Here is an 11,947-nt window from a genome sequence, read left to right on the forward strand (position 1 = left end):
TCGGATCGCCATGAAAATCACAACCCTTGTTGCGGTGAGCCTGCTTGCCGTGTCCGTTTCAGGCTGCAAACTGGTCAAGACCAACAAAGACGACGCGACCGGCGCCGCGGCAGACCCGATTGCAGAACTGGTCGAAACGACATTTGATGCCAAGCTGGTACCAGCGTTGTCACAGAAGGCCGTGGATCTCACGCAACTTCGCGACGCCATCAAGTCTGGTCTCGACAAGGCTGGCGAGAGCCATGGCGTAAGAGTTGGCGGCGCTGGCGGCGGGTGGAACTTCGCGGTCAAGGGAACAGCAAACGTTATCAACGAAAACCGCGCATCCAAAGCAGCCGTCGCAGATATCGACATTGATGGTGATGGAAAGGCCGACGCGACCCTGCAACTGGGACCGGTCGTCAAGGGGTCGGCCTTGCGCGACACGACTGCACTTTATGATTTCTCCACATTCCGTGACCAGATCGAATATGCCCGACTTGGCCGCGCCCTGAACGACAAGGCCGTTTCCAAACTGCCCACAGTCGACACGCCGCTGAAGGGTAAAAAGATCAATTTCCTCGGCGCTGTGGTCATTCGCTCGGCAACGGAACAGCCACTGATCATGCCAGTCTCCATCGAGGTGGCACAATGAGTGCGGTTGCAACAGTCGAACCGCATCCTATCGGCCTGTCCATCCGCAATGGATCAAAAATCTATCCTGGCACACAGGCACTCAAGAATGTCGATTTTGACCTGCGCATGGGCGCGGTCAACGTTCTCGTCGGCGAAAACGGTGCTGGAAAATCAACGCTTATGAAAATCATAGCAGGCGTTGAACAGTTAAATGGCGGCTCCATCGAACTGGATGGCAAGTCAGTTGTTTTTACCGACAAGACGGATGCAGCCAAACATGGTGTCGGCATTGTTTTTCAAGAACTCAACCTGTTCCCCAACCTGACGGTCGCGGAAAACATCTTTGTCGGTCACGAAAAGACCAAGGCTGGCATTCACATCGACAGGGCTGCACAGACCAGCGCCGCCAGAACGCTGATGAAGCGACTTGAGCAGAATATCGATCCCGACACGCCGCTCGGTAACCTGCGGATCGGTCAGCAGCAGATCGTTGAAATTGCCAAGGCACTGGCGGAGAACGCCCGCATTCTTATTCTCGATGAGCCAACATCAGCCCTTTCTGCGGCCGAAGTCGAGGTGCTGTTCAGAGTCATCAACGACCTGAAAAAACAGGGCGTCGGCATTGTTTACATCTCCCACCGGTTGGAAGAGCTTATTCGCATAGGCGACTATATAACCGTTCTGCGTGATGGCGTTATCACCGGATCGCGCTCGATGAAGGGCGTGGACATCCCCTGGATCGTTGCCAACATGATCGGCAGCGCATCGAAAGAGTTTCCCAAAACCGTTGAGCACGAGTTGGGCGACGAAGTGTTTCGTGTTGAAAACATCTGCCTGCCGAGCCCGGCTGGCGGTTACGCCGTTGATCACATGTCGCTGACGGTCAGAGAAGGTGAAATCGTCGGGCTTTACGGCCTGATGGGCGCCGGCCGTTCGGAACTGCTTGAGTGCATCATGGCACAACATCCGAATTCGTCCGGCCAGATGTTCATTTCGGGCAAACCACTCAAGGAACAAAGTGTCTCCGGTCGCATCCGCCGCGGTCTTGCTCTGATACCTGAGGATCGCAAACGCGACGGCCTCGTGCAGATCATGACAATCCGGGAAAATCTGACGATGTCGTCTCTTTACGACTTCACGCGCGGGTTTCACCTGAGCCTCAAGGCAGAGGCCGCCAAGGCTGCCGAATTTGTCAAACGCATGGCGATCAAGATCGCCAGCATGGAACACCCGGTTTCCAGCCTGTCCGGCGGCAACCAGCAAAAGGTCGTCATCGGCAAGGCACTGATGACGAAACCGAAAATCCTTCTGATGGATGAGCCTTCTCGCGGCATCGACATCGGCGCCAAGGCGGAAATTTTCCGCACCATGCGGCGCCTGGCCGGTGATGGCTTGGGCATTCTTTTTGTCACATCCGATCTGGAAGAGGTTCTGGCCCTTTCCGATCGCATTCTCGTCATGGCGAATGGTCGGCTGACTGGACAATTTCCGGCTGGCGCCAACGCAGCGGATGTCGTTTCGGCGGCAACTCCCAATCTTAAAAAGGTTGAAACACTATGAGCAGCATCGACACCTCGGGCAACGTCAAAACCGTCACTGGAGTGTCAACGTCCAGAACCTCTGCATTGCTGCTACTTTTGCACATGCGGACATTCGTGGCTCTCATTCTGGTGTTCACCTTCTTTGCCATCGCCGCTCCCAACTTCCTGAGCATGGGCAATATGGTGATCATTTCCAAGCACGTTGCGCTGAATGCATTGCTTGCTATCGGAATGACCTTTGTCATCATCGCTGGTGGCATTGACCTGTCAGTCGGCTCAATTGTCGGCCTCTGCGCCATGGTCGCCGGATATCTGGTGCTTTACGGCATTGATCTCGGCTTCCTCGGCATTGGGTACAGCCTGCAGTTTAATACGATCGAAATCTGCCTTATCGTGCTAGTCGTGGGTGTCTTTATCGGCTCAATAAACGGGTTCCTGATAACCAAATTGAATGTGGCGCCGTTCATCGCCACGCTCGGCACGCTTTATGTCGCGCGTGGTGCAGCCCTTCTGTTCTCCGAGGGCCGGACATTCCCAAACCTTTCCGGCAACCCGGAATATGGGTCTGATACCTTCCGTATCATTGGCTCCGGCACGTTTCTCAGCTTTCCTGTCTCGGTGTGGATCATGGTCGTTGTGGCACTGGGCGCGGCCTATCTGGCCAGCCGGACCCCGCTTGGCAGGCATATCTATGCCGTTGGCGGCAATGAGCGCGGCGCGGCCCTGTCTGGCGTGAACGTCGATCGTATCAAGCTGTTCGTGTACATGTTCTCCGGCCTGTGTGCGGCATTTGTTGGCCTCATCATTTCCTCGCAACTGCAGGCAAGCCACCCGGCAACCGGTGAGACATTCGAACTCAATGCCATCGCGGCAGCTGTTCTTGGCGGCACATCCATGTCGGGCGGTCGCGGTCGTATCGCAGGCACCATCGTTGGCGCATTCGTCATCGGCATCCTCGCAGACGGGCTTATCATGATGGGCGTTTCGTCCTTCTGGCAAACCGTCATCAAGGGTCTGGTCATCATTGCGGCCGTGGTCGTTGATCAGGTTCAGCAAAAACTGCAGGCCCGCGTGGTGTTGCAGCAGAACGCCAATTGAGGATTTGATGCTGCCAGATCGATACTGTAAGTATCCGATAAAAAGGAATCGAATAATTTCGATTGGTTGCGATTCAGGAGCTTAGGTAAGTCCAAATGGAAGCGAAAGACGAGCAAGATGCTTCGGAGTCGATGATCGGGCTACTATCCGAGCCAAGACGTCGTCGCATTCTTGAATGGCTTCAGGAAGAAGGCTCCGCCCGCGTCAGAGAACTGGCGGCCGCCTTCCATGTATCAGAAGCAACCATCCGTCAGGACCTTGAAAGGCTCGAAAACGAAGGTTTCATCACGCGCGAGCATGGTGGCGCCTATCTTAATACGGTCGCACCACAAACCGGCACCATGACCCTGTACCATCAGGAAAACATGGACAAAAAGCGCCGTATTGGCGCCCTTGCCGCAAGCCTCGTCAAGGATGGCGAAACGCTGATCCTTGATGCTGGTACAACGACAACGGAAATTGCAACACGCCTGACCAACCGCCGTGATCTGACATTGATCACCAACGCGCTCAACATCGCAATCATATTGGGTGCTGTGCCATCATTTGCAGTGCACATGCCGGGCGGACAGTTTAAATCCCCGACGCTTTCGCTTTCGGGTGACAAGTCGGTCGAATATTTCCGCAACATTTTTGCGGGCAAGCTGTTTCTTGCCACCGCTGGTGTCGCACTGGACGCGGGGCTGACCTATCCAAGCTTTGCCGACCTTCAGCTGAAGGAAGCGATGATCAAGGCGGCAGCCCATGTTTACCTCGTGGCGGATTCGACCAAGATCAACAAATCGTCGTTCACGCGCCTTGGTTCTCTCGACGTGATCCATTCCTTCGTAACAGATGATGGCATTTCAGATCGCGACGCCCGCGAGTTTGAGAAACGCGGCATCGAAGTCCTGATCGCGAAATAAGCCGTAAATCTACCCTTTCGCTCAACACCTATCTGCGCAGAGAGTGGCTGACCTCTGCCCATAGGGATCGAAATGACGTCGTATCTTCGACTCCCATAAGCCGTTGCCACGCATCACCATCCGCATTCAAACCAGCCCATGCCAGACAATCTGCAAATTTCATTTGCCGTTGAGCGCTGCCGAGCGGCTTCTGAATTGAGCCATCAGCATGCAATCTCTCGATTTTGAGATGCCGTCCGTCATTCAGGTGAATGTCGACCTGATGCGGCAGCCGCTCCGTGCCAACTTCTTCGGCAGCGGTGTAAGCCGACATGGATATCAGCGGCATCAACTGGCGAATGTCCGCACGACAGATGGCAGACGGTGTAAAATCACCGAGAGACAGCCTGCGGTGAACAAGTGCGGTCGCCAGGCAATATTGCATTGAAAAACGTGCCTGCATTTCATCGCGCGGATCGGGGTAGGCCAGATTATCCATAGCGGAAATGCCGACCTTGGTGTTGATGGACCTGATATCTTCCGCCCGAAATCCGTATTGATCCTGCAACTCACGCGCCGCGTCGATAGCGCGGTGTGTTGAAGCACAGCACGGGTGCTGTTTGGTCACCAGCCCACGTGTTTCGATGATGTGGTCGTGACCGAATGAAAGCGCATCCCAGCCGGTTGCGGCACCGCCACCGAACAGATCTCTAAAGCCCTGTGATCTCTCGAGAATATCAAGCCGTCCTGCAACACCGGCCTTGGCAAGCAATGCCGCCTCAACCGCGTTGCGTGCCGCCAGCCCCGCATGGAGCGGTTTGGCGGGTGTTCCGAACTGACCCTTTGGCCCGCAGGCAGAACTCGTCGCGATACTCATCGCCTGCGCAATCTGGTCCCTGCCCAGTCCCAACAAAACTGCGACACCAGCCGCCGCACCAATTGCACCAACAGTCGATGTACCGTGCCAGCCCCTGTTGTAATGCGAGGGGATAACACCGAAACCAACCGCCGCCTGCGCCTCCAAGCCAGCCAGATAGGCATGGACAAATTGCCTACCAGTTATCCCATAGTCGGCGGTTGCGAGGGAAAGCAGGGCTGACACCAGAACCGCAGATGCATGTGCACGGGCAGGATGGAAATTATCATCATAATCAAGGCAGTGCGCGGCGGTACCATTGATCAGGGCGGCGATTGAAGCCGATGCTTTTGACCCGTCAACCAATGCCGAGCCACCATGTTCACTGATATCATTGGCAAAGGCGCGCATCACGGCGCGTGGTGTCTCATCGTTGGCACCCGCCAACATACAGCCAATCGTATCGACAATAGCTTCTGTGGCTCGTTGCAACGCCAATGGCGAAAAGCTTTTACGGGTAGCAAGCTGTGCTGCGATTTTTTCAATTACGGTCGTCATTGACGAATGCCTTTTCACCGGATTTCTTAGTGCCTTGAAAATGTGCGTTTTGGCCAAGGCGCACAATCTTATGCAGTTTACGGGTCGCTCTATTCAATTTCGGGAGAAGACATGGCGGAGGATAGCGACGTCACGATCAGCATCCGGCACATCCATGCCTACGATGCGATTGCCGCAACAGGCTCCACCATTGCAGCCGCCAATGAGCTTGGCGTTTCCCAATCAAATGTCAGCAGATTGCTGCAGCAGCTTGAGCTTTATCTTGGCGTCCGGCTTTTTGAGCGTGACAAGAACAGGCTTTCTCCCACGCGAGAAGGCTTACAAATCGGGCCCCAAATCCGGGCGATTTCCGATCGCCTGACGTCTCTGAAGGTCATGGCACAGGAACTGGAACATGGACGTTCGCAGGAAATCCCCTTGCGACTGGCTTTTCCCGCCAGTCTGTCCGTGACATTAGTGCCCCGCCTGATCAAACGCTTCCTTAGAGAGAACGGACCCGCACGTATAGAGGTGAAGTCAGGCAATTACCTGAGCATTGAACGTATGATCGCCGATGATGAAGCCGACATCGGCTTTACGCGCTTGCCTGAATCCACCCTCGGCCTGAAACATGAGCGCCTGCTTCCGTCGCGAAATATTTGCGTCTTGCATCGTGATCATCCGCTTTCTGGCCGTGACGGGCTGACAGTCACGGACCTCAAGGGCAACGACCTGATCCTGCTCAACAACGCACGACCTGTGCGCCATGAGTTGGAGGCGCTCCTCTACAATCACGGCCTCAGACAGCGCCCCGCCATTGAGGCGCATTCGGTTGGTTGTGCCTGTGCACTTGCGGCGGAAGGACTGGGAATTGCTGTTGTGGGTGAACTCATCGCCAGGGAATACACCGAACTGCCCTTGGCATTCGTACCTCTGGAACCCGCTTTGACACTCAATTATGCACTCATCAGCAGTGAGCGCGCACCGCTTTCCAAAGTTGCGGTTGCCTTTCTACGCTGTCTGGAAGATTGGATATAATTCTTGGGTTTAATCGTGAAGGAACACCTCCGATGATCAATTTCCGGCAGCTGGAGGTGTTGAAAACCCTGCTTGCAACAGGCTCGACAATTGCCACAGCCAAAAGCATGAACCTCAGCCAATCGGGCGTCAGCAGACTTTTGCAACAGCTTGAATCGGACCTGTCTCTGACGCTTTTTGCACGCGACAAGGGCCGGCTTATCCCCACGCCCGAAGCCTTGATCCTTGCAAAGGATGCGGAAAATGTGCTGCTTGGCATTGAGCGATTTTCCGAACTGGCAGACGACTTGCGCACCGGCGTTTCAGGTCCTGATCTGGTGCGTATGGGCCTGCCCAGCAGCATGTGGGAAAATTTTGCCCCCGCCGTTCTCGCTGAATATGGGCGCAACTTTCCCAATGTGCGCATCGAAACTTTTTTTGAAACAACCACATCGATCACCCGCATGATCGAGCAGCGGGTGATCGATTTCGGCTTCCTGAGATATGAGGGGGAAATCCCCACAAGCATCACAATGGAGCCCGTTGCACGTGGCGTCAGTGTCTGCGTCATGCACAAGGACCACCCGTTGGCGGCCAAGAAAGAGATCGGGCCGAAGGATTTGCGTGGTGAACCGCTGATCATGTTGGGACGGCAACGCCCCCAGCGTGTGATGCTCGACAATACGTTCCAACGCGCTGGCGTGCGCCAGAATGTCAGGATCGAAACTCACAGCAATAGCTCGGCTTGTGCCTATGCCGCACACAATCTTGGCGTCGGTATAGTCAGCAGTTTTTATGCGAATCTCTACCCTCACCTGCCGATTGTTCAGCGCCAGTTTGTGCCTGTTGCAACACAGGAGTTTGGCCTGGCAAAACCAGCTGGAGTCCCACCATCACTTGCCACACAGGCATTGATGGACACACTCAAACAGCAGATAGATATTTCGCAAAAATAAGCGTTTACAAACATTTATGCAGATTTTCACCCCGTCTGCATCAATGCGACAATATGCATAAACCTATGACAAAAATGCATAATATTGCGCAATTTTTCCATATCGCTCATAGTCCGTAAAAATTGGAACAATGGATAGCCGCCTAAAAAACGGCATGTCCAGTTCAGGGGAACATATGCTTCGATTTATCTTAAATCGCCTATTCATGGCGTTGCCGACCGTGCTGATCGTATCGATCACCGTGTTTGCATTGATCCGTTTTATTCCCGGCGATCCGGCAGCATTGATGCTGGGCGACATGGCTCAGCCAGAGCAGATCGCCGAAATGCGTACCGAGTTAGGCTTGGACAAGTCCATGCCGGAACAGTTCCTCATCTGGGGGCAGAATGTTCTTGCTGGTGACTTCGGAAAGTCCATCGTCAACGACGAACCAGTCTTGGAACTTGTTGTTTCACGCTTCATCATCAGTGCGGAAATCGTGCTGATTGCGGTCGCGCTTGCCAGCCTGATTGCAGTTCCGGCCGGCGTGATCGCTGCCTGGAAACAAAACAGCATTACCGACCTTGCGTTGGTTGGAACGGCAACGGTGCTGCTTTCCATCCCGACATTCTGGCTCGGTCTGCTGCTGCTGTTATTTTTCGGCCTCAAGCTCGGCTGGCTGCCTGTGCTCGGTTATGTCTCGATGTCTGAAAACTTCACGGCTGGCCTGCTTTACATCGTCTTGCCCATCATGACTCTTGTCATCCATGAGGCCGGTGTCCTGATCCGCATGGCGCGCGCATCGACTTTGGAAGTTTTGCGGCTTGATTACATCACCCACGCCAGAGCCAAGGGACTGTCCGAAAGCGCCGTTTTATGGAAACACGCCTTCAAGAACGCATTCGGCCCTACCTGGACGATGATCGGCCTGATCCTCGGCAATTTGCTCGGCGGTATCGCGGTCATCGAAACTGTATTCACCATTCCCGGCCTTGGCCGTCTGATGGTCGACAGCATTTTCCAACGTGATTACCCGGTTATTCAAGGCTGCCTTTTGTTTGTCGCCCTCTCCTACGTCGTGGTCAATCTTATCGTTGACCTGCTTTATCCTCTTTTCGATCCCCGCGTGGTGGCCGAATGAAAAAGCTTACATTCAATGCCGCCATTGGCGGCACGCTGATCACCGTCCTGCTGCTCGCAGCTCTGACAGGTCTGTTCTGGACACCTTACGATCCCATGAAACTGAGCTTCACCGCCCGTTTGGCGGCACCCAGTGCAGACCATTGGCTTGGTACCGACGAATTTGGCCGTGATGTGCTGAGCCGCATCATTGTCGGCGCACGCGCCAGCGTCTGGATCGGCTTTCTGACGGTCAGTTTCGCCGTGTTTTTTGGTTCGCTCATTGGCCTGATCAGCGGTTATGCCCGCGGCTGGGTGGATGGCGTCATCATGGCCGTCAACAATGCACTGCTGGCCTTTCCCGGCATTCTGCTTGCACTCGGTCTTCTCGCCGTGTTTGGTGCCAACCAATACGGCATCATCTTTGCGCTAGGCATTGCCTACACACCCTCCATGGCCCGCGTTGTCCGCGGTGCTGTGCTTTCGCTTCGCGAGCGTGAATTTATCGAGGCGTCGCGCGTAATGGGCAACAGTGAACTCTTCACGATGTTCCGCCACATCCTGCCCAACTGCGTTGCGCCGATCACCGTATTGGCAACTTCAATGTTCGGCTGGGCCATTCTGTCGGAAAGCGCTCTCAGCTTCCTTGGTCTCGGGGTACCACCACCTGCACCAACCTGGGGCAATATGCTGGCCGCTGGCCGCCCCTTCATTGAGCAAGCCGTGTGGCTCGGTCTTTTCCCTGGCCTTTGCATTGCACTCACCCTTCTTGGAATCAACCTCCTGGGCGATGCGCTGCGCGACAAACTCGACCCACGTATGAGGGGCCTGAAATGACAGAACAAAATCTCATCAGCGTTCGCGACCTGTCACTTCAGGTCTCCCACACCGGCATCGAAGTGGTGAAGAATGTCAGTTTCGACATCAAAGCCGGCGAAATCTTCGGCATCGTTGGCGAAAGCGGCTCCGGCAAGACACTTGCCACCCGCGCCCTGATTTCGCTTCTGCCGCCTGTCATCAAGGCAACCGGTGGCACGATCATGTATAAGGGTCGTGATACCCTGACGATGACCAGCCGCGACTTGCGCGCCATGCGCGGTGCGGAAATCGGCGTGGTGTTTCAGGAACCGATGACATCGCTCAATCCGTCGATGACCATTGGTAAACAGCTTGAGGAAGGTCTTGTCCTTCACACGACGCTGTCACCGGAAGAACGCCGCAAACGTATTCTCGACATGTTGCAACGTGTCGGCATTCGTGACCCTGAAGGTGCGCTGACATCCTGGCCCCACGAATTTTCAGGCGGCATGCGCCAGCGTATCATGCTGGCATCGGTCATGCTTCTGAAGCCTGCCCTGTTGATTGCCGATGAGCCGACCACTGCGCTGGATGCGGTGATCCAGCGTGACGTCATGGAATTGATGGTGGAATTGACTCGCGCCGAAGGCACGGCCGTTCTGCTCATCAGCCACGATTTACCGATGGTCGCCCGTTATACCAGCCGTCTCGTGGTGATGGAAAAAGGTGTCATCGTCGAGCAAGGCACGACGGAAGATATTCTGCAGAAGCCGCAACATCCCTACACAAAAAAGCTGCTGTCCTCCCTGCCGTTTCGCAGTGAAGCACGCGTACTGGCGGCTGACGCCAAGCCGATGGTCAGCGCCCGCGACATCATCGTCGATTATCCCGGGCGCAAGGGTTTCCTGAAAAAGGCAGCACCGAAACGCGCACTGCATGGTGTCAGCGTTGACATTCATGAGGGTGAGGTTGTGGCTCTGGTCGGTGGCTCAGGCTCCGGCAAGACAACGCTTGGCCGCACCATCGCCGGACTGGTGAAAGAAAGCAGTGGCCAGATCCTGTTTGGTGGTCGCAGCCGCGATGCTGACTGGAACGACTACCGCCTGAACTGCCAGATGGTTTTTCAGGACCCTTACTCGTCTCTCGATCCACGCATGACCATTCTCGCACTGGTCGAAGAAGCACTGCGTCTGGTGCCTGATATCGACAAGGCAGGAAAAAAGAAGCGTGCTTATGAGACGCTGGAAGAAGTCGGCCTGAACAGCAGCTATGCCAGCCGTTATCCGCACGAACTGTCCGGCGGCCAGCGGCAACGCGTTGCCATCGCCCGCGCAATCGCACGCCGTCCCAAATTCCTGATCGCCGACGAACCGGTTTCAGCACTCGACGTAACCGTCAGGGCGCAGGTTCTCGACCTCTTCTCAAATCTGCAGAAACGTTACGGGTTTTCGTGCCTGTTCATCAGTCACGATCTCGGCGTGGTCGAGCAGGTGGCTGACCGCGTCATCGTCATGCGGGACGGACGCATCATCGAGCAAGGTGATCGTGACACCATCTTCGACAACCCGAAGGAGGCCTACACACGGCGTCTCCTTCAGGCAATTCCTGCTCTCGACCTCAACGAAAATGGTGGAGTGCAACTGAAATGGCGACTGGAGGCATAAAATGGACATGAGTGTAAACACCGCTACTGCGGCAACCGCGCTTGAGGAAATTTGCAACGCGCAGCCTTTCACCACCCGTTTCATGGTGTGCAATCTTCTGACGGGTGAAAGCATCGGTCGCGGTGAAGATGAAGAAACACCGTCAGCCAGCACCCGCAAGACATCCATCATGATGGCAGCCCTCAAAGCCGTGCATGAAGGCCGTCTCGATCTGGATGAGCAGATTGTCTACGAGCAACGTTTTTCCGAAGAAGTCGCCAGCGGCATGTTTCGCTACCTGACACCGGGCATCGTCATATCGCTGCGTGATGCTATTACCGGCATGATGGTGCTGAGTGACAATGTCTGCACCAAGATGGTGTTCGAACGGCTTCAGCTTTCCGAAGTGGACAGCTACTGCAAGTCCATCGGCATGAGCGGAACGCATCACCGTTTCCTCATTCCGCCATTGGCCCTGTCGCCGGATCACACTTTGGGTTCGGTGACGACAACCACGGCACGCGATCAGGTGTTTCTGCTGCAGACAATTCTTGATGCGCAGACGTCACCGGAAGCTGCCGAACTGCTCGGCTCATCCATGGAGCTTTGCGCTTACGCGCTGCAAACGCTCAAAAACCAGATCCTGCGTTACGCCATTCCATCACGGCTGCCATTTGGCACCTTGGTCGCTCACAAGGGCGGAACGGGCAAACGCGGCCGTATGAATGCCGGCATCGTTTACCGCGATGGCGCGCCTTTCTACATCATCGCCGCTTTCACCGATCAGGTGCCACAGGCGATGGCCGACGGAACGCCGGGCTACACCGTATCACTAGAAACGATCGGCAGACTTTCACGCGTCTGCTGGGACCAATTCCAGCAATAAACTCAATCACAAAAGAGG

The 11,947-nt window shown here is 55.2% G+C and carries 11 protein-coding genes; 10 read left to right on the plus strand and 1 reads right to left on the minus strand.

Annotation, left to right across the window (positions count from 1 at the left end; translation table 11 throughout):
- Positions 1–10: 10 nt before the first annotated feature.
- From IB237_RS15850 to IB237_RS15865, 4 genes are all read left to right on the plus strand, one after another.
- Complete coding sequence (locus tag IB237_RS15850; protein ID WP_192489651.1) at positions 11–634, plus strand: DUF2291 family protein; 624 nt, start codon at positions 11–13, stop codon at positions 632–634.
- A complete protein-coding gene (locus IB237_RS15855; protein WP_192489652.1) occupies positions 631–2,175 on the plus strand; it encodes a sugar ABC transporter ATP-binding protein in 1,545 nt (514 codons plus the stop codon). The genes IB237_RS15850 and IB237_RS15855 overlap by 4 nt, the downstream gene beginning before the upstream one ends.
- On the plus strand, positions 2,172–3,254 hold the full coding sequence (locus IB237_RS15860; protein WP_192489653.1) for an ABC transporter permease: 1,083 nt from the start codon (positions 2,172–2,174) through the stop codon (positions 3,252–3,254). Before IB237_RS15855 ends, IB237_RS15860 begins: the two co-directional genes overlap by 4 nt.
- A 95-nt stretch (positions 3,255–3,349) precedes the next feature.
- Entirely contained in the window at positions 3,350–4,159 is an 810-nt protein-coding gene (locus IB237_RS15865; protein ID WP_192489654.1) for a DeoR/GlpR family DNA-binding transcription regulator, read from the plus strand.
- 28 nt (positions 4,160–4,187) lie between these two features.
- Here the strand turns inward: IB237_RS15865 and IB237_RS15870 are convergent, their stop codons facing one another.
- Positions 4,188–5,552, minus strand: a complete 1,365-nt coding sequence (locus IB237_RS15870) for an MmgE/PrpD family protein (protein ID WP_192489655.1) — start codon at positions 5,550–5,552, stop codon at positions 4,188–4,190.
- A 111-nt stretch (positions 5,553–5,663) separates the two neighbouring features.
- Here IB237_RS15870 and IB237_RS15875 point away from each other — a divergent pair, with 111 nt between their 5' ends.
- The 6 genes from IB237_RS15875 (at position 5,664) to IB237_RS15900 (ending at position 11,929) form a co-directional block, all read left to right on the plus strand.
- Positions 5,664–6,569, plus strand: a complete 906-nt coding sequence (locus tag IB237_RS15875; RefSeq protein WP_192489656.1) for a LysR family transcriptional regulator — start codon at positions 5,664–5,666, stop codon at positions 6,567–6,569.
- 35 nt (positions 6,570–6,604) lie between these two features.
- Entirely contained in the window at positions 6,605–7,504 is a 900-nt protein-coding gene (locus IB237_RS15880; protein WP_192489916.1) for a LysR family transcriptional regulator, read from the plus strand.
- A 175-nt stretch (positions 7,505–7,679) separates the two neighbouring features.
- Complete coding sequence (locus tag IB237_RS15885; RefSeq protein WP_192489657.1) at positions 7,680–8,624, plus strand: ABC transporter permease; 945 nt, start codon at positions 7,680–7,682, stop codon at positions 8,622–8,624.
- Positions 8,621–9,439: an ABC transporter permease gene (locus IB237_RS15890; protein WP_192489658.1), complete on the plus strand. Its 819-nt coding sequence runs from the start codon at positions 8,621–8,623 to the stop codon at positions 9,437–9,439. The genes IB237_RS15885 and IB237_RS15890 overlap by 4 nt, the downstream gene beginning before the upstream one ends.
- Positions 9,436–11,064 carry an ABC transporter ATP-binding protein gene (locus IB237_RS15895; RefSeq protein WP_192489659.1) on the plus strand — a complete coding sequence of 543 codons (1,629 nt, stop codon included), beginning with the start codon at positions 9,436–9,438 and terminating at the stop codon, positions 11,062–11,064. The genes IB237_RS15890 and IB237_RS15895 overlap by 4 nt, the downstream gene beginning before the upstream one ends.
- A 1-nt stretch (position 11,065) precedes the next feature.
- A complete protein-coding gene (locus tag IB237_RS15900; RefSeq protein ID WP_192489660.1) occupies positions 11,066–11,929 on the plus strand; it encodes a serine hydrolase in 864 nt (287 codons plus the stop codon).
- Positions 11,930–11,947 lie beyond the last annotated feature (18 nt).

This window comes from Agrobacterium sp. AGB01 (assembly GCF_014851585.1).
In the GTDB taxonomy this organism is placed as follows: Bacteria; Pseudomonadota; Alphaproteobacteria; order Rhizobiales; family Rhizobiaceae; genus Agrobacterium.

Coding starts and splice junctions, on each gene's coding strand:
- IB237_RS15850 (WP_192489651.1), top strand. CDS start 11: ATGAAAATCACAACCCTTGTTGCGGTGAGCCTGCTTGCCGTGTCCGTT.
- IB237_RS15855 (WP_192489652.1), top strand. CDS start 631: ATGAGTGCGGTTGCAACAGTCGAACCGCATCCTATCGGCCTGTCCATC.
- IB237_RS15860 (WP_192489653.1), top strand. CDS start 2,172: ATGAGCAGCATCGACACCTCGGGCAACGTCAAAACCGTCACTGGAGTG.
- IB237_RS15865 (WP_192489654.1), top strand. CDS start 3,350: ATGGAAGCGAAAGACGAGCAAGATGCTTCGGAGTCGATGATCGGGCTA.
- IB237_RS15870 (WP_192489655.1), bottom strand. CDS start 5,552: ATGACGACCGTAATTGAAAAAATCGCAGCACAGCTTGCTACCCGTAAA.
- IB237_RS15875 (WP_192489656.1), top strand. CDS start 5,664: ATGGCGGAGGATAGCGACGTCACGATCAGCATCCGGCACATCCATGCC.
- IB237_RS15885 (WP_192489657.1), top strand. CDS start 7,680: ATGCTTCGATTTATCTTAAATCGCCTATTCATGGCGTTGCCGACCGTG.
- IB237_RS15890 (WP_192489658.1), top strand. CDS start 8,621: ATGAAAAAGCTTACATTCAATGCCGCCATTGGCGGCACGCTGATCACC.
- IB237_RS15895 (WP_192489659.1), top strand. CDS start 9,436: ATGACAGAACAAAATCTCATCAGCGTTCGCGACCTGTCACTTCAGGTC.
- IB237_RS15900 (WP_192489660.1), top strand. CDS start 11,066: ATGGACATGAGTGTAAACACCGCTACTGCGGCAACCGCGCTTGAGGAA.